Origin of the sequence: Waltera intestinalis, from assembly GCF_009695995.1 — a bacterium.
GTDB classification, from domain to species: domain Bacteria; phylum Bacillota; class Clostridia; order Lachnospirales; family Lachnospiraceae; genus Acetatifactor; species Acetatifactor intestinalis.
Genome location: NZ_VUMU01000005.1, coordinates 114,874 through 140,412, shown reverse-complemented (window position 1 = coordinate 140,412; position 25,539 = coordinate 114,874). Strand labels below are relative to the sequence as shown.

Below are 25,539 nucleotides of genomic sequence, written 5' to 3'. Positions count from 1 at the left end.
AAGTCTGAACACGATAAAACAGAAAGGCATGGTTAAATAAAATGGATGTATTAAAGAGAATTCCTGTCAGAGAACAGGATGCAAAGGAACGTGCTACCAACTTCAAGGAGGTATGTCTCGGATATAATAAAGAGGAAGCAATGGAAGAGGCTTCCCGCTGCATTAACTGTAAAAACGCACAGTGCGTAAAAGGCTGTCCCGTAGCCATCCAGATCCCTCAGTTCATTGAACAGGTGAAGAACGGCAATATTGAAGAGGCTTATCATATCATCAGCGAATCCAGCGCACTTCCCGCTGTCTGCGGTCGTGTATGCCCGCAGGAGAGCCAGTGTGAAGGAAAATGTATCCGTGGTTTCAAGGGGGATCCCATCTCCATCGGTAAACTGGAGCGTTTCGTTGCAGACTGGGCAAGAGAAAACGGTATCAAACCCACACCGGCAGCACAGAAGAACGGCAAAAAGGTAGCTGTCATCGGTTCCGGCCCTGCGGGTCTGACCTGTGCCGGAGATCTGGCAAAAATGGGTTATGATGTCACCATCTTTGAGGCACTGCATGAGGCAGGCGGTGTACTGGTATACGGTATTCCTGAGTTCCGTCTTCCCAAGAGCGGCGTTGTGGCAAAAGAGATCGAGAATGTTAAATCTCTCGGTGTTCATATTGAAACCAACGTAGTGGTAGGTAAATCCGTGACCATCGATCAGCTGATGGATGAAGAGGGCTTCCATGCCGTATTTATCGGTTCCGGTGCAGGACTTCCGAAGTTCATGGGTATCCCCGGTGAGAATTCCAACGGTGTATTCTCTGCCAATGAGTATCTGACCAGAAGCAATCTGATGAAGGCGTTTGATCCCGATTCCAGAACACCTATCATGCACGGTAAAAAGGTAGCTGTGGTAGGCGGCGGTAACGTGGCTATGGATGCTGCAAGAACCGCACTTCGTCTGGGGGCTGAGGTACATATCGTATACCGCAGAAGTGAAGAGGAGCTTCCTGCCAGAGTGGAAGAAGTACATCATGCAAAAGAGGAAGGCATCATTTTTGATCTGCTGACCAATCCTATAGAAATCCTGTCCGACGATAAGGGCTGGGTGACCGGCATGAAGTGCATCCGTATGGAACTGGGCGAGCCCGACGAGAGCGGCAGACGTCGTCCCGTGGAAGTACCCGGATCCGAATTCGTGATGGAGTTAGATACCGTGATCATGTCTCTTGGTACCTCCCCGAATCCGCTGATCTCTTCTACCACCAAGGGACTGGATACCAATAAGTGGAAGTGCATTATTGCGGATGAAAATAACGGCAAAACCACCAAGGAAGGTGTCTATGCCGGAGGAGATGCGGTAACCGGAGCAGCTACCGTAATTCTGGCAATGGGAGCAGGAAAGGCTGCTGCCAAGGGTATTGATGAATATCTGAGTGCAAAATAAAGTGTTGCGAATATTAAGGATGGTGTTAGCATATGGCATGGTGTCCGAAATGTAAAAATGAATATCGGGAAGGAATCACCGTATGTCCCGATTGCGGAGAAGCACTGGTAAGTGAGGAAGAACTGACGGACTGGGTTTCCGTGCTGTTTGGTGAACAGGACGAGATGGAGAAGTTAAAAGACTTCCTTACATACAATGGAGTGGGAAAAAGTAAACTTGTCTATGATGAGACAGAGCAGGTCTATGAACTGTTTGTAGATGCCAAGGACGAAAAAAAGGCGAAGACCATCGCCAGAGTTTTCTTAGAGCAGCAGGAAAAGGAGCACAAGGAGAATGCCGCTGAAGAAGAAGCAGCGGTAGACGAATTCCTGATGCCCGGCGAAGATGACACATCGGAAGAAAAGCCAAATTCCGGTGAACTATTGAAAGCCGCATCCACACAGGGAGGACTGACTTATATGAACAGTGGTGCTAAAGCAGAGGAAAACAGATCCTCCGCCTGGGTACTGTTGATTGTGGGTGCTTTAGGAATACTGGTGATGGCTCTTGGAATTACAGGGGTACTACCCTTTAACATTGGGAATCCGTACATGTTCTACGGGGTCATGAGTGCTGTATTTATCCTCTTCATCGTTATGGGCGTGGTGTCCATGCGTAATGCAAAGCTTTTCGAGAAAAAGGCAGAGTCCGAGAACTCTCTGGTAGATACCTTGCTTAAATGGAGCGAGGAAAACCTGACTGCAGAAAAAATCGATGCGCAGATTGAAAATGCCGCCGATACTCCCGAAGAAGCCTTGTATTACAAGAGATTTGAAGTGATCCGCAGCCAGATGAATCATCAGTTTATGAATCTGGACCAGCAGATGCTGGAGAATCTCATCGACACGAAGATCTACGAACAGATCTTCCCGGATACTGACGGAGCAGCGGAAGAATGATCAAAATATCCATCGTATGTGTAGGGAAGATCAAGGAGAAATTTTTCCGTGATGCCATTGATGAATACAGCAAACGGCTGAGTCGTTACACGAAGTTGAACATTATCGAAGTGGCGGATGAGATGACACCGGATGGAGCAAGCGCCGTTCTGGAAGATCAGATCCGTGAAAAAGAGGGAGTCCGCATTCTTGCAAAGCTACCCCAGGATGCCCTGATCGTGACACTGGAGATCGCCGGCAAAAATTATTCTTCCGAAGAATTTGCTTCGTGGATCGAGGACTGCAGTGTCCGTGGAAAAAGCCACATCTGCTTTGTCATCGGCGGCTCCTTAGGACTGCACAATAGCGTCTGCAAAAGGGCGGACCTGGCACTCAGCTTTTCCAAAATGACATTCCCGCACCAGCTGATGCGTGTGATCCTGTGCGAACAGATCTATCGGGCGTTCCGGATCATTCAGCACGAGCCTTACCATAAGTAAAAGTATTGTGATTTAAATAAAAGTGGCGAAAATATGACAAAAAAACAACGAGCATTAGAAATCATAGAACGTCTGAAAAAAGAATACCCGGATGCCGGATGCACTCTGGATTACGATCAGGCATGGAAGCTGCTTGTCAGCGTCCGCCTGGCGGCCCAGTGTACCGATGCCCGGGTAAATATCGTGGTGGAGAAGCTTTACGAGAAATTCCCGGATGTGGATGCCCTGGCGGATGCACCGGTGGAAGAGATCGAGGCAATCGTAAAACCCTGTGGCTTAGGTCACAGCAAGGCGAGAGATATCAGCGCCTGCATGAAGATCCTTAGGGATAAATATCAGGGGAAAGTGCCGGATGACTTTGACGAACTGTTATCTCTGCCGGGTGTTGGAAGAAAAAGTGCGAATCTGGTCATGGGAGATGTCTTCGGTAAGCCCGCCATCGTGACGGACACTCACTGTATCCGCCTGGTGAACCGCATGGGACTGGTGGACGGTATCAAGGAGCCTGCCAAGGTGGAAAAGGAGCTTTGGAAGATCATTCCGCCGGAGGAAGGCAGCGATTTCTGCCACAGACTGGTATATCACGGAAGAGAGGTATGTACTGCCAGAACCCATCCTTATTGCGAAAAATGCTGTATCAGTGATATCTGTAAAAAAGTCGGTGTATAAGAGCTGGTGGTAATGTTGCCGCAGACAGGAGGAAGCCTATGAGAATGTATGATATTATCATGAAAAAGAGAAACGGCGGAGCGTTATCCAAAGAAGAGATTCGCTTTTTTATTGAAGGCTACACGAAGGGAGAGATACCGGATTATCAGGTGTCTGCTCTGATGATGGCAATTTATTTTCAGAAGATGACAGAGAGGGAGACTTACGAACTTACCATGGCCATGGCACACAGCGGGGAGATGCTGGATCTGTCATCCATCCATGGTCGCAAGGTAGACAAACACAGCACCGGAGGTGTGGGAGATAAGACTTCTCTGGCATTGACACCCATGGTGGCGGCCTGCGGAATTCCCGTAGCCAAAATGAGCGGTCGGGGTCTGGGACACACCGGCGGAACCATTGATAAGCTGGAAAGTTTCCCCGGATTTTCTACTTCACTGACTACGGAACAGTTTATTGAAAATGTGAACAAAATCGGTATTGCCATTATGGGACAGACCGCAGATCTGGCACCGGCGGATAAAAAGCTGTACGCCCTGCGGGATGTGACCGCTACGGTAGACAATATGTCGCTGATCGCCAGCTCCATTATGAGTAAGAAACTGGCAGCCGGTGCAGATGCCATTGTACTGGATGTGAAGACCGGAAGCGGTGCTTTTATGAAGGGCAGGGAGGATGCTTTTGCCCTGGCGGAAGAAATGGTTAAGATCGGCAAAAATGCAGGCCGCAGGACCATTGCCGTAATTTCGGATATGGATCAGCCTTTAGGAATGGCAGTGGGAAATGCTCTGGAGGTAAAAGAAGCAATCGCAACATTGCGGGGCGAAGGTCCGAAAGATTTTACCGAGCTTTGCATGGTGCTTGGAAGCCAGATGCTGATGGCCGGCGGAAAGGCACTGAGTGTAGAACAGGCAAGAGCGGCACTTACAAAAGTCATTGAAGATGGCAGTGCCTTACGGAAACTGTCCGAGTTCGTGGAAGCACAGGGTGGTGATCCGACAGCGGTAACAGATCCTTCCTTACTCCCGAAGGCATCCATGGTAGTGCCGGTCTGTGCGGACAGGGATGGTTTTGTGGGACGGATCGCCTGTGAGGATGTCGGAATCTGTTCTCTGTTGTTGGGTGGCGGAAGAGAGACCAAGGAAAGCAAAATTGACTTGTCTGTAGGTATTCTTTTAGAAAAGAAAAAAGGGGATGCTGTAAAAAAAGGCGATGTGCTTGGATATCTGCATGCAAATGACGAACAGCGCCTGGAAGCGGCGAAAGATAAGTTCTTAAATGCCTATGCTATCACTGACAGCCGGCCGGAGACAGAGCCGCTGATCAAAGGGATCCTGCAATAACATATTCTGCGGATTCCGTTCATATAGTTTTATATGAAAAAGAGAACACAGCCGTACCAAAAGGAAAAATGGATCAATTCTTTGCAGCTTCCGAAAGATGTCTGTATGGGAGCACTGAGGGTTACGCTCACCGGTAATTCGGAAGTCTGGATTGAAAATTATCGTGGTATCCTGGAGTACACCGGAGAGCGGATCCTGTTACAAGCCAGGACCTGCCAGGTATGTCTGGAAGGAAGCAGACTTTCCATCGACTATTATACCAATGAAGACATGAAAATCAGTGGTAACATTGTATCGCTGACTTATATATAACAATGGGGGAACGATGGAAGATGACAGAATGGCTGAAACGGCTTCGGGGATATGTGAAAATTATTGTGTGGGGATTTGCACCACAGCGTTTTATCAATTTATGCAGTAATAAGGGAATATTGTTATGGAATATTGAAAAGCAGGATGATGTATATATCATGTGTGTCAGCCTGGAGTCTTTTTACCGGCTTCGTTCCATTGCCAGAAAAACAAAAGTAAGGGTAGTCATATCAGAAAGATATGGACTACCTTTTTTTCTGCCGCATCTGCAACGGAGAAAAGCATTCCTGGCCGGACTGGTGCTGACGGTCATGTTTTGGATCGTTTCTTCCATGTTTGTATGGGATATCCAAATATCCGGCAATTGTGTCATCACGGATGACATGATATTTCAATTCCTGGAACAGGAAGGAATACAGATGGGAATGCGAAAAAGTAATCTGGATATCGGAGAACTGGAAAAGCAGATCCGCAGGCAGTTCCCGCAGGTCACATGGACTTCCGGAAGACTGATGGGCACCAGACTACTACTGGAATTAAAGGAAAATGATGCACCGATTCCGGAAGATACGCAGGGTGCAGATGCTATCATTGGCCGGGATCTTGTGGCAGAGTATGACGGTGTCATCACCGATATGATCGTGCGAAGCGGCATTCCCCAAGTGACAATTGGCAGTCAGGTGGCCAAGGGAGATCTTTTGGTGGATGGAAAGGTGCCTATCTATGCCGAAGACGGTACGATACGGGAATATCGTATGGTCACTGCTGACGCGGATATCCGGATGGAGCATTCTGGTCACTTTCGAATTTTTTTACCGGAGGATTATATTTTAAAAAAATATACCGGCAGGGAAAAAACAGGATATTTTATGCGTCTGGGTGACAGAGAATGGAAACAGGCTCAAAAGGTTTCGTTTCTGCAATATGACAGTATTCTGAATACCCATAGTATGAAAATATTAAAAATGTTTGGAATCAACGGTACATTTGGCAAAATTACATACAGAGAGTATCAAAAAACAGAGTATCTCCGTGATGACAGTGAGGCAAAGGAAATACTGCAGGAAAAAATATCGGATTTTCTTGAAAGTTTAGGCGAAAAAGGGGTACAAATAATCTCGAAAGATGTTAAAATAGAAACAAAGTGCAATGGCTGGGTGGCGCATGGGGAACTCGTGGTGCAGGAAAAAGTCGGAACACAGGTGGATACTACGCAGAAAGAGGATTAAGACATTAATGAGCGTGACAACAATCAATCTGGAAATGGATACAGAGCAGATGCGGAAGATCTTCGGGATGCAGGATGCTTATATAAAAAAGCTGGAGCAGGATTTTCAGGTAACGGTCGTAGATCGTAATGGGAGTATTATCATTACCGGAGAAGAGGAAAATGCCGGAAAGGCTTCCCGGGTATTAAGGCAATTGACGGCACTGTCGGATCTCGGAAATGATATAGAAGAGCAGAGCGTGGATTATGCCATTGAGATGGGCAAGGAGGATCAGGAAGACAGACTCATGGAAATGGATGCCGACTGTATCTGTCATACGATCAACGGTAAACCCATCAAACCCAAGACACTGGGACAGAAAGCCTATGTGGATGCGATCCGCAAGAATATGATCGTGTTCGGACTGGGACCTGCAGGTACCGGTAAGACTTATTTGGCCATGGCCATGGCCATCACTGCATTTAAAAATAACGAAGTCAGCCGGATCATACTGACCAGACCGGCGATCGAAGCCGGGGAGAAGCTGGGATTTTTACCGGGTGATCTGCAGAGTAAAGTAGATCCGTACCTGCGGCCTTTGTATGATGCCCTGTATCAGATCATGGGGGCGGAAAGTTTTGCCAAAAATATGGAAAAAGGACTGATTGAAGTGGCACCTCTTGCATATATGAGAGGACGAACCCTGGATAATGCCTATATTATTTTGGATGAAGCGCAAAATACCACTCCGGCTCAGATGAAAATGTTCCTGACACGAATCGGTTTCGGTTCTAAAGTAATCGTAACCGGGGATTCTTCCCAAAAGGACCTTCCGGTGGGAGCAAAATCCGGTCTGGATGTTGCTGCCAGGGTATTGAAAAATATTGATGATATCGCGTTCTGCAACCTGACGAACAAAGATGTGGTAAGACATCCGCTGGTGCAGAAGATTGTAAAGGCGTATGATGATTATGAAGCACGAACGAAACGAAGATAAAAACGACTTCCTGCTTTTTTTACTGCCGGAGATTTTTACCGTGATCGCGGGAAGCACGGCAGTATATGCTATGGGTATTTTCGGCAAACAGCTCTCCGTTGAAAATGCTCTGCGAAACGCAGTAATGACCGCAATGGGCCTGGCTGTAGCCGGTTTTTTTCTCAGAAGAGAACAATTGGATTCTCAACTGGATTATGACAACGATGAACACCTGATGCGTTTTTGGATAGCAGTATGGAGCTGTCTGCTGCTTTCACTGGCTTGTACATTTCTTCCGGTAGGAGGCTGGCCCTTTTTACCTGTTTTTGTGGTATTATCTCTGTTCAGCAATCTGCCGGTCGGAATTCTTTTCTCATCAGTGGTTCTTATGATTGCTTCATTTGAAGGTCAGACTCAGGGAATTTTCTTCCTGTATTTTATCAGCGGTATTTTTGTTGCCTGCCTTTTTCAGCATCTCGAGCAGGAATTTGCAATCGGTATACCTTTGTTCTTGTCTTTGTTCTGCCTGTTTTTATGTGAGACGGCCAATATTGTGTTATTGACCAATGAGCATCTGAGCCTGGAGCAGTTTTTAGTGCCGGCAGCTAATCTGGTCGTCTCCGGTATCTTATTGCTTGGTATCCTGAAGTTTTTTTCCGGAGCAGTGGTATTCCGGGACAGAGTACGCTATCTGGACCTGAACGATACGGAGAATCAGATACTGGCGAAATATCGGCAGACGGATCGCACAGAGTATTTTCAGTGTATTCATACCGCATATTTCTGTGAACGGATCGCCTTAAAACTTGGATTGGACAAAGATGCTTTAAAATGTGCGGGGCTGTACCACAAAAAAGGCTGGGAGCTTATGAATCTTCAGGGCGAAAGCTTTCCGAAGGGCGCGAAGGAGATTTTGGAAGAGTATAAGGAAGATCAAAAATATCGACGGAAGGAAACAGTGGTTCTCTATTGTTCAGATGCTGTTGTCAGCGCCATTTTACTTTTATTGCAAAAGGAGCCGGATAAAAAACCGGACTATGATCAGGTGATCGATAAAATTTTCGAACGGATCCGGATCAAAGGATTTGTGAATGAATGTGATCTGAGTCTGCGGGACTGGAACAGAATGCAGAAGATATTTAAGGAGGAAAAACTATATTATGACTTTTTACGTTGAAAATGAAACAGAGGAAACATTTGCGGAGGGTGAGGTTTCTTTTTCTGTGGAGGATACCGTGGAGAAGGTCGCAAACGCTGTGCTGGAAATGGAAGGCTGTCCTTATGAGGTCCAGCTGAATGTCCTGCTTACCGATAATGATGGGATTCATGCCTACAATAAGGAATATCGTAATATAGACAGAGAGACGGATGTCCTTTCTTTCCCCAATCTGGACTTTGCTGCCCCCGGTGATTTTGCTATTCCGGAGGACAGAGAGGCTGATTACTTTGATCCGGATACCGGAGAACTGATTCTCGGAGATATTATTATTTCCGTGGACCGTGTCAGGGAACAGGCGGAAAGTTACGGTCACAGCAGAAAAAGGGAATTCGCATTCCTCGTGGCTCACAGCATGCTGCACCTGTGCGGATATGACCACATGGAGCCGGAAGAAGCAGAGGTAATGGAGGCAAAGCAGGAGCAGGTCCTCGCATCCCTTGGAATTACAAGAGATTAAAAAGGGCGTGGATACACGTATAGGTAACCGAAATGAATCAGGTAGAGATAAAAAGAAAACAGATACAGTTTTTTTCTTATTGTTTGGCAGGGATAAATGTCTGGGTGTTCGGAAAACAGCTTGGAAATAATGGCCTGGCTTATTTGGCGGCCGCTTTTTTGGTTTTTTTGTTTTTTTGGATACTTACCGGTAAAAATGTCCCGGATCGTTTTGGCCGGCTTCTTAGGAGCAGAAGTGCCAAAGGACAATATAAAAACGTATCTAAAATGCGAAGGAATATGATGATTTTCCAGATTGCTGCCGGGCTGGTCGGTGCGGTGCTCTGTGCGGCACTTGGATATTTTGTGCTGGAAAAAGCGTTTCGGATTCCCTATGGAAGTATGATCCTGTGGATTCTGTGTCCTGCGCTGATACTTAGATGTATGCAGTCGGTACTCCTGGGAATTTTTCAGAGTGAAGGATCGGAAATGCCTTCTGCGGTATCCGGTATCCTGCGACAGGTATTTTATTTTGGACTGGGCCTTTTGTTTTTGGGTATTTTTCGTACCTATGGGGAAAAAGTCAGTCTTCTCCTGAAAAAAGATGACTTTACTGCTATGTACGGTGCTATGGGTGTCGCATTGGGAATTGTGATCTCCGAGGTATTGGTTCTGATTTTTGTATTTGTGATTTATCAGGGAAGCGCATCCGGAAGAAGAGAGTCGGAAATAGGCATGAAGGGGACTGATACTTTTTTCAGTCAGGTCCGGGTTCTGCTTTTCAGTATGGGCGGTGATATCATCAGCGATTTACTTTTGTATCTGCCGTTATGGACAGGGCTCGTTTTATTTGAGAAAAATGCGTCGGATATTTATGCAGCTGCAGACAGCTATGGCGTGTTTATCGGAAGATATCTGGATACAATGCTTCTGGTTGTGGTTCTTTTATGCATGGGAATCCTACCGGGAGTAGCCAAAGCCGGCGCACATATCCGGAAAAAAGAAGAACGCTATGCCCAAAACGCAATACAGTCGGGAATCCAGGGTGTATTTCTACATGGAATGTTTTTCACCGTATGGCTTGCCGTTCTGGCGATACCCCTGGCGCAGACAATCGATAACTCTGTCGGAATCCTGCTGGGAGAAATGTTTACAACAGGATCCTCTGTGGTCCTGTGGGCGCTCTTGCTCTTTTATTGCTCACAAATTTTAAAATTATCCGGAAAAAACCATTTGGTCCTGTTGGGATACGGTGTGATGGATCTCGTATTTGTCATAACGTCGACTATTCTTTTCAGAATGGAAAATGCCGGGATTCTGAGCATCATCCTCGGGAGTGTCATCGGAATGGCTGCCGGCGCTGTGTGTCTGTGTGTTATATTATGTCTGCAGAGGAAGACCCGGCCCGACGCGCTCAGGGGACTGGCAATTCCGGCCGGCTGCTGTTGTGCCTGCGGTCTGCTGGCATTCGGTCTGGAAAAACTGTTGTTCCCCCATGTGGGAGCAGTGGTAACGGTGATTTCGGAACTGATCATTACACTGTTGCTGTATTGGTTCCTTCTGCTATTGTTGCGTTGTCTGCGGGGACAGGATTTTCAATATATTCCCGGCGGCAGGCTGATGCGTATGCTGGGGAAAATGTTCCGGCTGTAAAATTTGCGTCAGATGTATATTATTCCAAAAATAACTGATACTGATACAAAGAATGAACATTGACACCACAGATGTGAGGCAGTATGAAACTTGTAAAACGTATCAGTTACTTTTTTGTAATTCCCATTTTCTTTTTGAGTCTTGGCATTTTTATTGGGGTGTGGGGAATCCGTTTTTTCTATCCGGGATCGTATCCCGGACGGTATTCCGAAGTCCCTGCGGATAGAGCAGACACTTCGGAGGTACCGGAAAATGTTGCGGTTACCGTGTCAGAAGAAACCTTATGTGCGGATACGGAATATGTATTGAAAGAGACGGACATTCTCAGAAATACCTCCGTAGAGACTTCCTGGCAGATTCCGCATAAATATATTGGCATGACCAGGGAGATGTTTCTGGAAACGATGAATCTGTATGCGGAACATCCTCCACTGTCAGAGCTCGAAAGAGGTTTTGTGGGTTTAGAGGTATTATCCTTTTCCAGGGAAAAAGTTGTGGTTCGTATGGATTATCGCTATCTGCAGCCAAGCGATGGCTTTTATCTGGCAGTATGTGACAACGAAGTTGTGGTATACCTGGAGGATCGGTCTACCATATATATCAATACAGGGATTGCCCTGGACAGTCTTCCGGAGAAAATACAGATGCAGATTATGGACATGCTGTCCATTCCTGATGAGGAAACACTGTATGATTTTCTGGAGACATATTCTTCCTGAAGAAAGAAACAGGTGAAACAGAAATGAAAAAACACATTGGAATCATCGGCGGCGGTGCAGCAGGTATGATGGCTGCGGTCACAGCTGCCCGAAAAGGTACCAAAGTTACGATTTTGGAACGAAATGATCGAATCGGGAAAAAAATATTACAGACAGGAAACGGAAAATGCAATCTGGGCAACAAAAATCTCACGGTGGAATGTTACCATGGAGGAGATGCTGCATGGATAAAGCAGGCGCTGGAACGCTTCGGTACGGAGGACACCGTTTGCTTTTTTCAAAAAATAGGGCTTCTGATCAAGGAAAAAAACGGATATCTGTATCCGGTCAGTGAACAGGCAGCGTCGGTACTGGATGTGCTTCGCTACGAACTGCAGACGCTGGGAGTTGAAATCATCTATGGATGTAAAGTGCAGAAAGTGGAACGAACACTATCCGGGAAACTTGTGGTAAACGATGGTGACAGAGAATGGCAATTTGATGCGGTGATCCTGACCTGCGGCGGAAAGGCTGCCCCCGGTACCGGCTCTGACGGAAGCGGATGGAAAATTGCCAAAAAAGCTGGTCATACCTGTATTGCTCCTGTACCTGCGCTGGTGCAGCTCCGGTGTCTGGAGACAGATCTTCTGAAGGGAATAGCCGGTGTTCGTGCTGACAGCAGAGTGCGTATTTTGTGTGACGGACGTGAAACAGATGTCGAGCGCGGAGAATTGCAGCTGACGGAATACGGCATCTCCGGAATTCCCATATTTCAGTTGAGCCGTGATGTGAATTATTTACTCAGGGACCGGAAAACTGTAATGGCCGAGATTGATTTTCTGCCGGATATGACGGAAGAATCCTATGAAAATATGAAGAAAACCCGCCGGATGCTGCAGGAAAAGCGGACGGCAGAAGAGTTTTTTACGGGAATCCTGAATAAAAAGCTGATGTCTGTATTTTTGAAAATTGCAGGCATAAAACCGACAACTCCGGCAGTGGAAATTCCGGAAGATAAAATAAACACTTTTTATGAACTGTGCAGATGTTTCCGGTTACATATTACGGAGAGCAATCCCTATGAGAATGCGCAGGTAGCGGCCGGAGGAATTGCAGTAACGGAAGTGACGGAAGACATGGAATCAAAACTCTGCCCCGGGTTGTATTTCGCAGGAGAGATTCTGGATGTGGACGGAAGATGCGGCGGATATAATCTGCAATGGGCCTGGAGCAGCGGGTTTATTGCGGGGTGTTCTGCTGCAATCAAGACAGAATAAGGAGTTATTATGATCAGATTAAACCAGTTGAAACTTCCGGTAAATCATACGGAGGAACAGCTTGTACATAAGACGGCACAAAGCCTGCGGATCCCTACAGAAGATATTCTGGAACTGGAGGTCGTAAGACAGTCTTTGGATGCAAGGAAGAAGCCGGAACTTTTTTACAGTTACAGTATCGATGTCATCGTGAAAAAAGAAGAGAAAGTATATAAGGATGCCTGTCGTAGACTCGGTAAGGCAAATGTTCTGCAAACGGAGAAAAGGAAATATCATTTCCCTGCAGGCGGCACACAGCCGCAAAAGCATCCAACGGTGATCGTCGGATGCGGACCGGCTGGATTATTCTGCGGATATTATCTCGCACTACACGGATATCGTCCCGTGATTTTAGAGCGGGGCGCGGATGTGGACACGAGACAGGCGGATGTGGAGCGGTTCTGGGAGACAGGGAAACTGCAGCCCAATTCCAACGTTCAGTTCGGAGAAGGGGGTGCCGGAACTTTTTCGGACGGTAAATTAAATACATTGGTTAAGGATAAATACGGCAGAAACACAGAAGTTCTCAGGACTTTTGTAAGGCACGGTGCGGATCCTGCTATTTTATATCAGGCAAAGCCCCATATCGGGACCGATGTACTGAGCCGGATCGTGAAAAGCATGCGGGAAGAGATCCTGCGTCTGGGAGGCGAAGTTCATTTTCACAGTCAGGTGACGGAAATATTGACTGAGGGTGGTCATGTTACGGGAGTGAAAATAAACGCTGCCGAAGAGCTCCCGTGTGAGCAGCTGGTTCTGGCTCCCGGACACAGTGCCAGAGATACTTTTTCCATGCTTTATGAAAATCAGTTCCCAATGTCGGCAAAACCTTTTGCCGTAGGATTTCGTGTGGAACATCCGCAGGCTTTGATCAACCGGAGTCAATACGGTGTGGAGCAGGTTAAGGGACTGGGTGCAGCTGCCTACAAGGTGACGGCGAAGACCGGTACCGGCAGAGGGGTATATTCTTTCTGCATGTGCCCCGGAGGATATGTGGTCAATGCGTCTTCAGAACCCGGAAGACTGGCTGTCAACGGCATGAGTTACAGTGGACGTGACGGTCAAAATGCCAACAGCGCTATTATTGTATCGGTGACGCCGGAGGATTATGGATCGGAGCATCCGTTAGCCGGAATCGAATTTCAACGGGTACTCGAGAAAAAGGCATATGATCTCTGTAATGGAAAACTTCCGGTACAGCACTATGGAGATTTCCGCAAAAAAGTGACAGGAGAAGATCTACCGGAAAAAGAAATAGATTCCGACGAATGGGACAGAATGGAACCACAGTGCAAAGGAGCTTATGAATGGGCTGATCTGACGGGAATCCTTCCGGAGGAATGCAATCATGCTTTTGTGGAAGGAATGGACAGTTTTGGCAGACAGATCCTGGGATTTGATTCTCCGCATGCGATTCTGACCGGAGTAGAAAGCCGCACCTCGTCACCGGTGAGAATTGATCGGGATGAGAAATTGCAATCCGCGATCCGCGGATGCTATCCCTGCGGAGAAGGGGCAGGGTATGCCGGTGGAATTACTTCGGCGGCGATGGACGGTATCCGTGTGGCGGAGATGATTGCATCACAGTTTGCTCCATCACAGCGTTGACGTACAGAGAAAAATAGTATATCATTCAGATATTCGAAAGTTTTTATTTTATAGTCAGAGAGGCAGTCACGTGAATAACATAAGGGAACAGATAAAAAATAAGAAGAAAATCGTCGTTAAGATCGGTTCCTCTTCTTTACAACATAGCGAAACAGGAGATCTGGATTATATCCGGCTGGAAAAGCTGGTGAGAGAACTCTGTGATATCAGTAACCAGGGGAAGGAAGTCGTACTGGTGACTTCCGGTGCCATTGCCGTGGGCAAAAAAGCAGTGAATCTGAAGACAATTGAGGGACAGACCCAGGCAGAGGCCATGGCTGTAAAACAGGCATGCTCGGCAATCGGTCAGGCCCGTCTGATGATGGCTTATCAGAAACTGTTTTCGGAATACAATCATGTAGCGGCACAGATTTTGATGACTAAAAATACCATTGTGGATAATCTGAATCGTTATAATGCTCATAACACCTTTACACAACTATTAAAAATGGGGGTGATCCCCATTGTGAATGAAAATGATACCGTAGCTACCTACGAGATCGAAATTGGTGATAATGATACGCTGTCCGCAATCGTGGCAGCCCTGATCGATGCGGACCTGTTGATCCTGCTGTCGGATATCGACGGACTCTATACCGATGATCCAAGACAGAATCCGGATGCAGAATTTATCGAACAAGTGGATGAACTTACGGATGAATTCATGAATATGGGCAAGGCTTCCACCGGCAGTAATGTAGGTACCGGCGGCATGAATACCAAGATGATCGCAGCTAAAATTGCCACCAGTTCCGACGTGGATATGATCATTGCCAACAGCAGAGACATCGGCGTGCTGCATCGGTTGTTAGAAGGAGAGAATGAAGGTACTCTGTTCGTAGCACACAGGGATGAAAGCTTTGATCTGCCGGAATTTGTACAGAATCTGCATAAAAATTGATCCGGCAAAAAGGAGAATACATTATGAATATGGATGAAAGAATAAAGCGCATCAATGAGCTTTATCATAAATCTCAGAATGAGGGACTGACCGACGAAGAAAAACTGGAACAGACCATTTTACGTCAGGAATATGTGGACAGTATCAAACGTAATATGAAAGCTCAGCTGGATAATATAGAGATTGAGAGACCGGACGGCACCATTGAGAAATTAAAGCCGGTTTATAAAAAGAAAAAATGATCAAAGAACAGAAAAAACAGATTCGAAGAAAAGCGCTTGCCCGCAGAAATGCGCTTACCGAACCGGAGAGGGAACGAGGAAAGCTGCTGATCACGGAGCGGATTCTGGGACACCAGTGGTATTATCTGTCGGATACGATTTTAGGTTTTGTAAGCTACGGCAGTGAGATCTGTACGACGGAGATTCTCGAAAGTGCTCTGCAAGACGGAAAAAATGTCTACGTTCCCAAAGTGGAAGATGGAAAAATGGAGTTTTATCGGATGTTCTCTCTGTCAGAGTTAAAAAACGGTTACAAGAAAATCCCGGAACCGGCAGGGGATACGGACCGGTATGTGTTTGAACCGGAGCATGCAGACAAAACCTTACTTCTGATGTCGGGAAGCGCCTTTGACCCGCTGGGAAACCGTATGGGATACGGCGGTGGATTTTACGACAGATATCTTGCGGACAAAGAAAACTTAAGACTGCGGAGCATCGGTATCGGTTTCCGCTGCCAGCAGGTAGAACAGGTACCTGTGGAAGTGACAGATGTGAAGCCGTATCAGGTGATTCTGGTTTAAATTATAAATACCGGATAGGAAGTAGGGGATAGCTATGGCAGAGTTAACGGAATTGGGAAAAAATGCATGTGCTGCGAAATATATATTGCAGAAACTGACTACTGAAGAAAAAAATAAGGCACTGGACACTGCGGCAAACTATCTGTGTGACAGGCAGGCGGAGATTCTTGCTGCCAATGAGTCTGATCTGGAGAACGGCCGAAGAAACGGAATGAATCCCGGACTTTTGGATCGTTTAAAACTGACATCCGATCGGATTGCCCAGATTGCGGAGGGACTTCACCAGATTTCCGAGCTTCCCGACTGTATCGGAGAGGTTATGGAACATTTCGAGCGTCCCAACGGATTAAAGATCGATAAGGTGCGGGTTCCGTTAGGTGTCATCGGCATTATCTATGAAGCGCGTCCCAATGTTACTGCGGATGCCTTCGGATTGTGCTTTAAAACCGGTAATGCTGTGATCTTAAAGGGCGGCAGTGATGCCATTCATTCCAATATTGCAATTGTAAGAGTATTGCAGGATGCCCTGGATGTCTGCAAAATGCCCCGGACAGCGGTACAACTGATTGAGGATACCGATCGGGCGGTTACCGCACAGTTCATGAAGATGAAAGAATATGTGGATGTACTGATTCCCAGAGGTGGTGCGGGACTGATCCGCAGCGTGGTGGAGAACAGTACGATCCCCGTGATTGAAACCGGCACCGGTAATTGCCATGTTTACGTAGATCGGGACGCAGATGTGGATATGGCAGTAAAAATTCTGATGAATGCTAAGACCCAGAGGATCGGCGTCTGCAATGCCTGTGAGTCGCTGGTGGTACATCGGGCGATCCGTGACAGGTTCCTTCCCAAAATGGCGGAGACCCTGAAAACCAAAAATGTGGAACTGCGGGGGGACGAAAGTACCCGTGAAATCCTGCTGGACTGTATTCCGGCAACGGAAGAAGATTACGGTACCGAGTATCTGGACTATATTTTATCCATTAAAACGGTTGACAGTGTGGACGAGGCGATCGCTCACATTAACCGATATAATACGAAGCATTCCGAATGTATCGTGACGGAAAATGTGCAGACGGCGGAAAAGTTCTTAAACGAAGTGGATGCTGCCTGTGTCTATGTCAATGCATCCACACGCTTTACGGATGGATTTGAATTTGGATTTGGTGCCGAGATCGGCATCAGCACACAGAAGCTGCACGCAAGAGGCCCCATGGGTCTGAAGGAGCTGACCTCCTATAAATACAAGATCCACGGAAACGGTCAGATCCGCGGATAATGACCTGTGTATTCTCCGGATCTTTTGTCCGGAAATAACTATAGAGTATAGGAGAGAGATTATGAAAGAAGTAAATGGAAGTATTTGGCACACCATGAGCACTCAGAGAGTGACTCCCACAGATTTTGTCTGTGTTATTGAGATTTCCAAGGGTAGCAAGAACAAGTATGAACTGGACAAGGAGACCGGTCTTCTGATCCTGGACCGTATCCTGCATACATCCACCCATTATCCCGCAAACTATGGTTTCATTCCCAGAACCTACGGTGATGACGGTGACCCTCTGGATGTATTGTTACTGTGTTCCGAGCCGGTACAGCCTATGACTCTGGTAAGAGCGTATCCGATCGGTGTGATCTCCATGCTGGATAACGGCAAAAACGATGAGAAGATCATTGCAGTACCTTTCAATGATCCTAATTATAACTGCTATCATGATATTTCCGAGTTGCCCAGTCATGTGGTGGACGAGATGGAGCATTTCTTCACAGTATATAAAGCACTGGAGAATAAGACCACCGCAGTCAATGAAAAAGGCAACAGAGAAGAAGCCATCGAAGTCATTAAGAAATGTCTGGATAACTACATTGATACCTTTATCAAGAGCTGGTAACTAATGGACAATTGATTCTTGATAGTCACATAACACCATATTCCTGCGTTGCGGCGTAAGAATATGGTGTTTTTCATAGGAACTAATGAAAAAAATGTCAAAATCCACTAGATTTTTTTGGGGAAATATGAGAGAATGAACACGACCATTATGATATTATTTTATCAATAGTATTATAAGTACATATTGAAAGGAGATTTCACATGATTTATTCAAAAGAAGTTGAAGAAATGTGTCCCGTTGCACAGGGCGTACATCATGGTTGTGCTCCCATTCCCGAAGAGGCAAAATGGGTGCAGGCAAAAGAAGTTAAGGATATTTCCGGTCTGACTCACGGTGTGGGCTGGTGTGCACCTCAGCAGGGTGCATGTAAGCTTACCCTGAACGTTAAGGAAGGCATCATCCAGGAGGCTCTGGTTGAGACCATTGGATGTTCCGGTATGACCCATTCCGCAGCTATGGCTGCTGAGATCCTGCCCGGTCTGACCGTTATGGAAGCTTTAAATACAGACCTTGTATGTGATGCAATCAATACCGCCATGAGAGAGCTGTTCTTACAGATCGTATACGGACGTACCCAGAGTGCATTCTCTGAGGAAGGTCTGCCTGTCGGTGCAGGTCTGGAAGACCTCGGTAAGGGCTTAAGAAGCCAGGTTGGTACTATGTACGGTACTCTGAAGAAGGGTCCCCGTTATCTGGAGATGGCAGAAGGTTATGTAACCGGTATCGCTCTGGACAAGGATGATCAGATCATCGGTTACCAGTTCGTTAACCTTGGCAAGATGACTGACTTCATCAAGAAGGGTGACGATGCTAACACTGCATGGGAAAAGGCTAAGGGCCAGTACGGTCGTGTAGATGATGCAGTTAAGATCATCGATCCCAGAAAACAATAAGATACAGGAGGACAGAAAAAATGGCTTTATTTGAATCATATGAAAGACGTATTGATAAGATCAACGCTGTACTGAACAGCTATGGTATCTCCTCTATCGAAGAAGCAGAGAAGATCACGAAAGATGCTGGTCTGGATGTATACGATCAGGTTAAGAAGATCCAGCCCATCTGTTTTGAAAATGCTTGCTGGGCTTACACTGTAGGCGCTGCAATCGCAATCAAGAAAGGCTGCAGAAAGGCATCTGAAGCAGCAGCAGCAATCGGTGAAGGATTACAGTCATTCTGTATTCCCGGTTCCGTTGCGGATACCCGTAAGGTAGGTCTTGGTCATGGTAACCTGGGCAAGATGTTACTGGAAGAGGATACCGACTGCTTCTGTTTCCTGGCTGGACATGAGTCTTTCGCAGCAGCAGAAGGTGCGATCGGTATCGCAGAGAAGGCTAACAAAGTTCGTCAGAAGCCTTTACGTGTTATCCTGAACGGTCTTGGTAAGGATGCTGCAAAGATCATTTCCCGTATCAACGGATTTACTTTTGTAGAGACCTCTTATGATCCTTACACCAATACCGTTACCGAGGTAGAGAGAATTGCTTACTCTGAGGGACTTCGTGCTAAGGTTAACTGCTACGGTGCTAACAGCGTTCCCGAAGGTGTAGCTATCATGTGGAAGGAGAACGTAGACGTATCTATCACCGGTAACTCTACCAATCCTACCAGATTCCAGCATCCCGTAGCCGGTACTTACAAGAAGGAGAGACTGGAAGCAGGCAAGAAGTACTTCTCCGTTGCATCCGGTGGCGGTACCGGACGTACTCTGCATCCCGATAACATGGCTGCAGGTCCCGCTTCTTATGGTTTCACCGATACTCTGGGTCGTATGCACTCTGATGCGCAGTTCGCTGGTTCTTCCTCTGTACCTGCACATGTTGAGATGATGGGTCTGATCGGTATGGGTAACAACCCTATGGTAGGTGCTACCGTAGCTGTTGCAGTATCTATCGAGGAAGCTGCTAAGGCTGGCAAGTTCTAATAAATCTGATTTTCAGAATTCTGAGACTCCCGAAAAAATCGGGAGTCTTTTTTTATAAAATTATTTTTGCAATCGAACATACATTCTGCTATAATATAATGAGTAACCGCAGCACAGAAAGGAGGCATTTATGGAAACATCATCACATACGTATATTGCTATGGATCTGAAGTCCTTTTATGCCTCCGTGGAGTGCGTGGACAGAGGCTTGGATCCACTGAACACCAACCTGGTGGTAGCGGATGCCTCCCGGACGCAGAAGACCATCTGCCTGGCAGTGTCACCCTCCTTGAAAGCCTATGGGATTTCCGGAAGAGCAAGACTGTTTGAGGTAATCTCCAAAGTACGGGAAGTAAATGCACTGCGGAAGGTAAGGGCACCCGGAGGAGCTTTTACCGGAAAATCTTCTTTTGCGGATGAATTGCAGGAACATTCCGAATTAGAGGTAGCTTTTGTCACAGCTACACCACGTATGGCGAGATATTTAGAATACAGTACACAGATTTATGATATTTATCTGAAGTACATTGCACCGGAAGATATTCATGTTTATTCTATTGATGAGGTATTCCTGGATGTGACACAATATCTGAAAACCTATGGCATGACAGCGAGAGAACTGGCGTCCAAAATTGCAATGGAGATTCTCGAGAAAAAGGGGCTGACTGCCACAGCCGGAATCGGAACCAATCTGTATCTGTGCAAGATTGCCATGGACATCGTAGCCAAACATATGGAGCCGGATGTAAACGGTGTCCGGATCGCTGAACTGGATGAGATCAGTTACCGGGAACTTTTGTGGGATCATAAACCACTGACGGATTTCTGGAGAGTTGGCACTGGATACCGTCGAAAACTGGAAGCAGCCGGAATGTTTACCATGGGTGATGTGGCCAGATGTTCTATCGGCAGCACTCAGGATTACTATAATGAAGATTTACTCTATAAAATGTTTGGAATCAATGCGGAGCTTCTGATCGATCATGCCTGGGGATATGAACCAGTGACCATGGATCTGATCAAGTCCTACCGGCCGGAGACCAATTGTATCAGTTCCGGGCAGGTATTGCATTGTGCCATGGATTTTACGAAGACGAAGATCATAGTCCGGGAGATGGCTGAACAGCTGGCCCTGGATCTGATGGCGAAAAAGCTGGTGACAGATCAGATCGTACTGACTGTGGGTTATGACATTGATAATCTGAAGATACCGGAGATTGTCGATCATTATCATGGGGAGATCACGGTAGACCGTTATGGCAGGAGCGTACCAAAACATGCCCACGGCACCGGCAATCTTACGACAATGACTGCATCCTTAAGTAAGATCACGGAGACGACGATGGGATTATATGAACGGATTGTGAATCCATCACTTTTAACCCGAAGGATCACTCTGACAGCCAATCATTTAAAAGATGCAGACAAAGTGAAGGATGAGCCGGTCTACGAACAGCTGGATCTGTTCTCCGGAGGCCTTTTGTATGCTGGACAGGAGCCTGCACAGGATATGACGCAGCAGGAAAAAGAACGTCTGGAAAAGGAAAAACATTTGCAGGAAGCAATGCTCCGGGTGAAATCCAAATACGGAAAAAATGCCATTTTGAAGGCAGCCGACTTACAAGAGGGCGCTACCACAATAGACAGGAATCGTCAGATCGGTGGTCACAAAGCATAATAAATAATCATAGAAAAAGGGTAAAAAATGAACGAGAAATATAAGGACATGCTCCGGCTTCCGCATCCTGTGTCCGCCACCCACCCCAGAATGTCGTTGCAGGACCGGGCGGCACAGTTTTCTCCCTTTGCGGCATTGACAGGATACGAAGATGCTCTGAAGGAAACGGCCCGTCTGACAGATCATTTTGTCGAACTGGATGAAGACAGGAAGCAGGAGATTGACCGGCAGATCGGTTATCTGCAACAGCACATGAGAGAGGAACTTACGGTAAAGATCACTTATTTCGTACCGGACACTCGGAAAAACGGCGGTGCCTACAACACTCTGGAAGGATGCGTGCAAAAAATTGACGAAAATAGCAAAAGCCTCCGGATACAGGGAACGGAGATATTGGTAGATAAAATCTATCAGATAGATTTTATCCGGGCAACATTGTAAATATTTATAGAAAATGCTACAATATTGCCCGGCAGACATTACTGAAAAGTTTGGAAAGGAATCTTTCGGAATGAAGAAAAAATATATCGGTACAGTTTTTTTCTCTCTTCTTTTACTGTTGTTATTTCTTCCGGTTTTCTTTTATATTATTTATTACGGAAATAACGTAGATTATAATGCAATGCACAAAATTGTTACCGTGGAAGGAAACAGGGTCTTATTTTTATGTGCGATCGTGGGAGCCGCGGTACTTGGAATTCTTTATTATTTTCTCAGAAAAATTCCAACCACGCCCCGTACAATAACTGTATTTACGACCGTTACCGTGGCGGTCTGTGTCCTTTTTTATATGATCAATGTCAGTATTTCCAAATGTATAGCGTTCTACGGCGGCTGGGACTGCGGAATGGTGGCCAATTCGGCACGCTGGATCTTCGAAGGCGGCGAACTGGGATATGACGATTATTATACGATCTACAGCAACAATATTCCCATTACATGGCTTTTGTATAAGCTGTATTGCTTTTCTTCCGGTATGAAAGCGTATCCGTATAACCCGGAGTTTATATGGATCCAGTTCCAATGCGTAATGCTTTCACTGGCAGTATTATGTTCTGTACTTTTGGTGCTCAGAGTCAGTAAAAACCTGGGAACATCTGTTATAGCACTGATTTTCAATATTGCCATTCTGGGAATTTCTCCCTGGAAAATCATTCCGTATACGGATGGCTGCACCATAGCGATGCCTGTTATGATCCTTTTCTTATATTCCATGGTGCGAGGCCGCAAAAGCAGGTGGAGTTATGCTCTCTGGTTCCTGCTTATGTTTCTCGGATGCCTGAGCGGCATTATGAAAGCGACCTGTTATGTGGCGGTAATTGCGATCGTCATAATTGATATTTTTTGGACTGTTTCGGAGGAGAGCGATGTTCGTTCCCGGTTATACGGACTGGGAGGGAAGATGTTACTGCTGGTAATTGCCTTTTGTCTTGCATCATGGTGCAGGCAGGGAATGTATCAGACATTACACTACGAATACAATCCGGAGCTGGAAATCGGTTGGAGTAATTATATGTATAATGGTCTCAATGAGGACACCACGGGAGCCTGTTCCGGAGAGGGCCTTGAGATCGTACGGTCTTTTGCCGGTTCCGATAAGGCTTCCCGGATGCAATATGAACTTGCAGGAATCCGCAGGAGAATGCAGGAACGGGGATTTATAGGGACCTTGCGGTTCTGGCTGCACAAACAGGTCATGAATTTTAATGACGGCACCTTCAGCTGGTATCAGGAGGGATATTTCCAGGCCTGGGAATATCCGGAGATTTCAGACAGCTCTTTTACGGAACCATTGCGGAATTTCTACTGGCTGGATGGCAGTAATTATATCTGGTTCACGACAGTAAGCCAAGGTCTGTGGATTTTTGTACTGCTGGGAATTCTGACAGAAGCGGCATTGCTTCTGGTGAACGCAATTGCGGGATTTCGAAAGCATGGTATGTCTGTTAGGGAGGAGTCGTCCGAACTGTTGAATATTTCTGTTACCATGATCGTTATTTTTATCGGTATGTTTTTATTTGTTATGTTGTTTGAAGCCAGGGCGCGGTATCTTTATAATATGATCCCGGTCTTTTCAACAATGGCAGTTCTTGGATGGTGCGGAATATATCGTAAATGCTTCCTGATGTTTGTCAAAAAGCGGCAATAAGATATTTATTATATAAAAATTGCACGTTATCCGCTTTTATAATGTGAAAATACCACTGGTAAAAAATACAAGCATCTTGTATAATGTACATTGATAGTTCAAATTATTTTATAAAATAGGAAATAATAAGAGGGAGGAAGAATTAATGTACTATTGTAAGAATTGCGGCGAACCTTATATGACGGATGAAGCTGTAATGTGCATAAAGTGTGGCGTAGCTAAGGGACAGGGCAATAATTATTGCCATAACTGCGGTAAGCCGTTAGCTCCGGATGCAGCAGTATGCTTAAACTGCGGCGTAGCTAATAAACAGGCTCCTGCACCGGATGCAAAATCCAAACTGGTTGCCGGTCTCCTGGGTATTTTTCTGGGTACATTCGGTGTTCATAATTTTTATCTTGGCTACACCGGAAAAGCAATCACACAGCTTGTGCTTACCATTGTTGGATATATTCTTTGCTGTGTTGTAGTTGGTATTTTCCTGGTTATAGGTATATGGATCTGGAGTCTGGTAGAGGCTATTATGATCCTGACAGGCAAGATCAATGTAGACGGTAAAGGTAACCCGCTGGCAGATTAAATAAACAAAGATCCTGAAAGGATCGGAAAGAGGAAACAATGGACGGACAGAATTTTGAAAATGAAAACAATGTAACGGTAGATACTACCGCAACAGAAGTAAGTTCTACAGCAGAACCCGCACAGGAGACACCTGCAGCAGAACAGCCTGCAAACAATTATCAAGACTATACTACTAATGTACAGCCTCAGGTAGCTGTAACAACACCTGTACAACCTGAGAACAAAGATACCAATGTGCTGGCTATCATCAGTCTGGTACTGGGTATTCTTTCTATTGTTCTCGGATGCTGTACCGGATGGATCGGTGCTTTGTTTGGTATCGGTGGTATTATCTGTGCAGTATTTGCCAACAAGCAGGGTAAGAGCGGACTGGCAAAAGCCGGACTGATCTGCTCCATCGTCGGTATCGTACTGGGAATCCTGATCACCGTTCTTGCAGTAGTATTTTCTATGGCTATGGTAGGTTACGGCTTTGAAAGTATGTACTAAGAATAGCAGAAGTCTGGAAGATTATCTTTATCTGACAGGATGGATATTTCTTCTGACCGGTAGTATTGGAATCTATCTGTATCTTCATATAGTTCTTCCGAATCTGCAGGGATATACCTGCATGGTCTGCCGATTGTTTGGATTTTATTGTCCCGGCTGCGGTGGAACCAGAGCGGTAAGTGCACTGCTTGCAGGACATCCTCTGTTAGCAACCTGGTATCATCCACTGGTACCTTATACCGTTGTTATCTTTGGAGGATTTATGTTGACACAGACTCTCGCCAGATTGCATATCGGTGGGATCAAAGGATGGAAGTTCCATGAGTGGCATCTGTATGCAGCTGTCGCAATCATGATCGGAAATTTTATTTTGAAAAACATTTTGCTTCTGGGTTTTCATATTTCACTATGACTGTATTTGCAATTTTTACATATACAGAATTTTTTAAGCACAAGAGTGCGGAGGGAGAAAAAATGAATAAAAAAACTACAGGTATCATTGCTTACATCACTTGGATCGGCTGGATCGTTGCGTTTTGCGCAGGTGATAAAGAGGGCGCTAAGTTTCATCTGAATCAGGCGCTGGTAATTCTGATCGGTCAGATCATTGCAAGCGCTGTCAATTTTATTCCTAAAGTAGGTGGATTTGTAGGTTCTATCCTGAGTATTTTCCTGTTTGTATGCTGGATCATGGGTCTGATCTATGCTTGCCAGGATCAGGAGAAGGAAGTTCCGCTGATCGGTCAGATTAAAATTTTAAAATAATCATCTATCAGAAAAAATAACATAAAAAACC

Annotated in this window: 28 protein-coding genes; all 28 read left to right on the top strand. The window is 46.0% G+C overall.

The features are described 5' to 3' along the window. The first annotated feature begins 41 nt into the window (after nt 1-41). Complete coding sequence (gene gltA, locus FYJ59_RS06280) at nt 42-1,427, top strand: NADPH-dependent glutamate synthase (protein WP_154495981.1); 1,386 nt, start codon at nt 42-44, stop codon at nt 1,425-1,427. Nucleotides 1,428-1,459: 32 nt separating this feature from the next. After that, a complete protein-coding gene (locus tag FYJ59_RS06275) occupies nt 1,460-2,365 on the top strand; it encodes a TFIIB-type zinc ribbon-containing protein (protein ID WP_154495980.1) in 906 nt (301 codons plus the stop codon). Then, nucleotides 2,365-2,844 carry a 23S rRNA (pseudouridine(1915)-N(3))-methyltransferase RlmH gene (rlmH, locus tag FYJ59_RS06270; RefSeq protein ID WP_328597214.1) on the top strand — a complete coding sequence of 160 codons (480 nt, stop codon included), beginning with the start codon at nt 2,365-2,367 and terminating at the stop codon, nt 2,842-2,844. Before FYJ59_RS06275 ends, rlmH begins: the two co-directional genes overlap by 1 nt. Before the next feature lie 33 nt (nt 2,845-2,877). Then, nucleotides 2,878-3,513, top strand: a complete 636-nt coding sequence (locus tag FYJ59_RS06265) for an endonuclease III domain-containing protein (protein WP_022155116.1) — start codon at nt 2,878-2,880, stop codon at nt 3,511-3,513. Between the two features lie 38 nt (nt 3,514-3,551). Next, a complete protein-coding gene (locus FYJ59_RS06260; protein WP_154495978.1) occupies nt 3,552-4,856 on the top strand; it encodes a pyrimidine-nucleoside phosphorylase in 1,305 nt (434 codons plus the stop codon). 33 nt (nt 4,857-4,889) lie between these two features. Then, nucleotides 4,890-5,168, top strand: a complete 279-nt coding sequence (locus FYJ59_RS06255) for a YabP/YqfC family sporulation protein (RefSeq protein WP_118547089.1) — start codon at nt 4,890-4,892, stop codon at nt 5,166-5,168. 20 nt (nt 5,169-5,188) lie between these two features. Continuing rightward, nucleotides 5,189-6,397 (top strand): sporulation protein YqfD, encoded by a 1,209-nt coding sequence (locus FYJ59_RS06250; protein WP_205839471.1) that lies wholly within the window; start codon nt 5,189-5,191, stop codon nt 6,395-6,397. Between the two features lie 7 nt (nt 6,398-6,404). Beyond that, on the top strand, nt 6,405-7,373 hold the full coding sequence (locus FYJ59_RS06245) for a PhoH family protein (RefSeq protein WP_154495976.1): 969 nt from the start codon (nt 6,405-6,407) through the stop codon (nt 7,371-7,373). After that, nucleotides 7,339-8,529: an HD domain-containing protein gene (locus tag FYJ59_RS06240; protein WP_154495975.1), complete on the top strand. Its 1,191-nt coding sequence runs from the start codon at nt 7,339-7,341 to the stop codon at nt 8,527-8,529. The genes FYJ59_RS06245 and FYJ59_RS06240 overlap by 35 nt, the downstream gene beginning before the upstream one ends. Further along, nucleotides 8,513-9,028: an rRNA maturation RNase YbeY gene (ybeY, locus tag FYJ59_RS06235; RefSeq protein WP_154495974.1), complete on the top strand. Its 516-nt coding sequence runs from the start codon at nt 8,513-8,515 to the stop codon at nt 9,026-9,028. The genes FYJ59_RS06240 and ybeY overlap by 17 nt, the downstream gene beginning before the upstream one ends. Nucleotides 9,029-9,306: 278 nt before the next feature. Continuing rightward, nucleotides 9,307-10,659: an MATE family efflux transporter gene (locus FYJ59_RS06230; protein ID WP_154495973.1), complete on the top strand. Its 1,353-nt coding sequence runs from the start codon at nt 9,307-9,309 to the stop codon at nt 10,657-10,659. Between the two features lie 83 nt (nt 10,660-10,742). After that, nucleotides 10,743-11,378 (top strand): hypothetical protein, encoded by a 636-nt coding sequence (locus FYJ59_RS06225; protein WP_154495972.1) that lies wholly within the window; start codon nt 10,743-10,745, stop codon nt 11,376-11,378. 23 nt (nt 11,379-11,401) lie between these two features. After that, entirely contained in the window at nt 11,402-12,634 is a 1,233-nt protein-coding gene (locus tag FYJ59_RS06220) for a BaiN/RdsA family NAD(P)/FAD-dependent oxidoreductase (RefSeq protein WP_154495971.1), read from the top strand. Between the two features lie 9 nt (nt 12,635-12,643). Continuing rightward, nucleotides 12,644-14,281: an NAD(P)/FAD-dependent oxidoreductase gene (locus FYJ59_RS06215; RefSeq protein ID WP_154495970.1), complete on the top strand. Its 1,638-nt coding sequence runs from the start codon at nt 12,644-12,646 to the stop codon at nt 14,279-14,281. 70 nt (nt 14,282-14,351) lie between these two features. Further along, nucleotides 14,352-15,221 carry a glutamate 5-kinase gene (proB, locus tag FYJ59_RS06210; protein WP_328597211.1) on the top strand — a complete coding sequence of 290 codons (870 nt, stop codon included), beginning with the start codon at nt 14,352-14,354 and terminating at the stop codon, nt 15,219-15,221. A gap of 23 nt (nt 15,222-15,244) precedes the next feature. Further along, a complete protein-coding gene (locus tag FYJ59_RS06205; protein WP_330490523.1) occupies nt 15,245-15,463 on the top strand; it encodes a DUF896 domain-containing protein in 219 nt (72 codons plus the stop codon). Beyond that, nucleotides 15,460-16,023, top strand: a complete 564-nt coding sequence (locus tag FYJ59_RS06200; RefSeq protein WP_154495969.1) for a 5-formyltetrahydrofolate cyclo-ligase — start codon at nt 15,460-15,462, stop codon at nt 16,021-16,023. The genes FYJ59_RS06205 and FYJ59_RS06200 overlap by 4 nt, the downstream gene beginning before the upstream one ends. 34 nt (nt 16,024-16,057) lie before the next feature. Next, nucleotides 16,058-17,305 carry a glutamate-5-semialdehyde dehydrogenase gene (locus FYJ59_RS06195; protein WP_154495968.1) on the top strand — a complete coding sequence of 416 codons (1,248 nt, stop codon included), beginning with the start codon at nt 16,058-16,060 and terminating at the stop codon, nt 17,303-17,305. 61 nt (nt 17,306-17,366) lie between these two features. Further along, nucleotides 17,367-17,918, top strand: coding sequence for an inorganic diphosphatase (locus FYJ59_RS06190; RefSeq protein ID WP_022155101.1), 552 nt, complete (start codon nt 17,367-17,369; stop codon nt 17,916-17,918). 203 nt (nt 17,919-18,121) lie between these two features. Next, nucleotides 18,122-18,814 carry an iron-sulfur cluster assembly scaffold protein gene (locus FYJ59_RS06185; protein WP_118551401.1) on the top strand — a complete coding sequence of 231 codons (693 nt, stop codon included), beginning with the start codon at nt 18,122-18,124 and terminating at the stop codon, nt 18,812-18,814. Between the two features lie 20 nt (nt 18,815-18,834). Continuing rightward, the gene (locus FYJ59_RS06180) at nt 18,835-19,845 is read left to right on the top strand and encodes a GGGtGRT protein (RefSeq protein WP_022155099.1); all 1,011 of its coding nucleotides are present in this window, start codon (nt 18,835-18,837) and stop codon (nt 19,843-19,845) included. 130 nt (nt 19,846-19,975) lie between these two features. Beyond that, nucleotides 19,976-21,523 (top strand): Y-family DNA polymerase, encoded by a 1,548-nt coding sequence (locus FYJ59_RS06175; RefSeq protein WP_154495967.1) that lies wholly within the window; start codon nt 19,976-19,978, stop codon nt 21,521-21,523. A 27-nt stretch (nt 21,524-21,550) separates the two neighbouring features. After that, nucleotides 21,551-21,964 (top strand): YolD-like family protein, encoded by a 414-nt coding sequence (locus tag FYJ59_RS06170; RefSeq protein WP_022155097.1) that lies wholly within the window; start codon nt 21,551-21,553, stop codon nt 21,962-21,964. A gap of 70 nt (nt 21,965-22,034) precedes the next feature. Next, nucleotides 22,035-23,672 (top strand): glycosyltransferase family protein, encoded by a 1,638-nt coding sequence (locus FYJ59_RS06165; protein WP_154495966.1) that lies wholly within the window; start codon nt 22,035-22,037, stop codon nt 23,670-23,672. A 145-nt stretch (nt 23,673-23,817) separates the two neighbouring features. Next, on the top strand, nt 23,818-24,252 hold the full coding sequence (locus tag FYJ59_RS06160; protein WP_118547102.1) for an NINE protein: 435 nt from the start codon (nt 23,818-23,820) through the stop codon (nt 24,250-24,252). Nucleotides 24,253-24,290: 38 nt separating this feature from the next. Beyond that, nucleotides 24,291-24,743 carry a DUF4190 domain-containing protein gene (locus tag FYJ59_RS13910; protein ID WP_205839470.1) on the top strand — a complete coding sequence of 151 codons (453 nt, stop codon included), beginning with the start codon at nt 24,291-24,293 and terminating at the stop codon, nt 24,741-24,743. Beyond that, nucleotides 24,727-25,155 (top strand): DUF2752 domain-containing protein, encoded by a 429-nt coding sequence (locus tag FYJ59_RS06150; protein ID WP_154495965.1) that lies wholly within the window; start codon nt 24,727-24,729, stop codon nt 25,153-25,155. The genes FYJ59_RS13910 and FYJ59_RS06150 overlap by 17 nt, the downstream gene beginning before the upstream one ends. Nucleotides 25,156-25,217: 62 nt before the next feature. Continuing rightward, nucleotides 25,218-25,508 (top strand): hypothetical protein, encoded by a 291-nt coding sequence (locus FYJ59_RS06145; protein WP_154495964.1) that lies wholly within the window; start codon nt 25,218-25,220, stop codon nt 25,506-25,508. The last annotated feature ends 31 nt before the right edge of the window (nt 25,509-25,539 follow it).

Excerpts from the sequence above, each read along its gene's own strand:
- gltA (WP_154495981.1), top strand. The coding sequence starts at position 42 with ATGGATGTATTAAAGAGAATTCCTGTCAGAGAACAGGATGCAAAGGAA.
- FYJ59_RS06275 (WP_154495980.1), top strand. The coding sequence starts at position 1,460 with ATGGCATGGTGTCCGAAATGTAAAAATGAATATCGGGAAGGAATCACC.
- FYJ59_RS06265 (WP_022155116.1), top strand. The coding sequence starts at position 2,878 with ATGACAAAAAAACAACGAGCATTAGAAATCATAGAACGTCTGAAAAAA.
- FYJ59_RS06260 (WP_154495978.1), top strand. The coding sequence starts at position 3,552 with ATGAGAATGTATGATATTATCATGAAAAAGAGAAACGGCGGAGCGTTA.
- FYJ59_RS06255 (WP_118547089.1), top strand. The coding sequence starts at position 4,890 with ATGAAAAAGAGAACACAGCCGTACCAAAAGGAAAAATGGATCAATTCT.
- FYJ59_RS06250 (WP_205839471.1), top strand. The coding sequence starts at position 5,189 with ATGACAGAATGGCTGAAACGGCTTCGGGGATATGTGAAAATTATTGTG.
- FYJ59_RS06245 (WP_154495976.1), top strand. The coding sequence starts at position 6,405 with ATGAGCGTGACAACAATCAATCTGGAAATGGATACAGAGCAGATGCGG.
- FYJ59_RS06240 (WP_154495975.1), top strand. The coding sequence starts at position 7,339 with ATGATGATTATGAAGCACGAACGAAACGAAGATAAAAACGACTTCCTG.
- ybeY (WP_154495974.1), top strand. The coding sequence starts at position 8,513 with ATGACTTTTTACGTTGAAAATGAAACAGAGGAAACATTTGCGGAGGGT.
- FYJ59_RS06230 (WP_154495973.1), top strand. The coding sequence starts at position 9,307 with ATGATGATTTTCCAGATTGCTGCCGGGCTGGTCGGTGCGGTGCTCTGT.
- FYJ59_RS06225 (WP_154495972.1), top strand. The coding sequence starts at position 10,743 with ATGAAACTTGTAAAACGTATCAGTTACTTTTTTGTAATTCCCATTTTC.
- FYJ59_RS06220 (WP_154495971.1), top strand. The coding sequence starts at position 11,402 with ATGAAAAAACACATTGGAATCATCGGCGGCGGTGCAGCAGGTATGATG.
- FYJ59_RS06215 (WP_154495970.1), top strand. The coding sequence starts at position 12,644 with ATGATCAGATTAAACCAGTTGAAACTTCCGGTAAATCATACGGAGGAA.
- FYJ59_RS06205 (WP_330490523.1), top strand. The coding sequence starts at position 15,245 with ATGAATATGGATGAAAGAATAAAGCGCATCAATGAGCTTTATCATAAA.
- FYJ59_RS06200 (WP_154495969.1), top strand. The coding sequence starts at position 15,460 with ATGATCAAAGAACAGAAAAAACAGATTCGAAGAAAAGCGCTTGCCCGC.
- FYJ59_RS06195 (WP_154495968.1), top strand. The coding sequence starts at position 16,058 with ATGGCAGAGTTAACGGAATTGGGAAAAAATGCATGTGCTGCGAAATAT.
- FYJ59_RS06190 (WP_022155101.1), top strand. The coding sequence starts at position 17,367 with ATGAAAGAAGTAAATGGAAGTATTTGGCACACCATGAGCACTCAGAGA.
- FYJ59_RS06185 (WP_118551401.1), top strand. The coding sequence starts at position 18,122 with ATGATTTATTCAAAAGAAGTTGAAGAAATGTGTCCCGTTGCACAGGGC.
- FYJ59_RS06180 (WP_022155099.1), top strand. The coding sequence starts at position 18,835 with ATGGCTTTATTTGAATCATATGAAAGACGTATTGATAAGATCAACGCT.
- FYJ59_RS06175 (WP_154495967.1), top strand. The coding sequence starts at position 19,976 with ATGGAAACATCATCACATACGTATATTGCTATGGATCTGAAGTCCTTT.
- FYJ59_RS06170 (WP_022155097.1), top strand. The coding sequence starts at position 21,551 with ATGAACGAGAAATATAAGGACATGCTCCGGCTTCCGCATCCTGTGTCC.
- FYJ59_RS06165 (WP_154495966.1), top strand. The coding sequence starts at position 22,035 with ATGAAGAAAAAATATATCGGTACAGTTTTTTTCTCTCTTCTTTTACTG.
- FYJ59_RS06160 (WP_118547102.1), top strand. The coding sequence starts at position 23,818 with ATGTACTATTGTAAGAATTGCGGCGAACCTTATATGACGGATGAAGCT.
- FYJ59_RS13910 (WP_205839470.1), top strand. The coding sequence starts at position 24,291 with ATGGACGGACAGAATTTTGAAAATGAAAACAATGTAACGGTAGATACT.
- FYJ59_RS06145 (WP_154495964.1), top strand. The coding sequence starts at position 25,218 with ATGAATAAAAAAACTACAGGTATCATTGCTTACATCACTTGGATCGGC.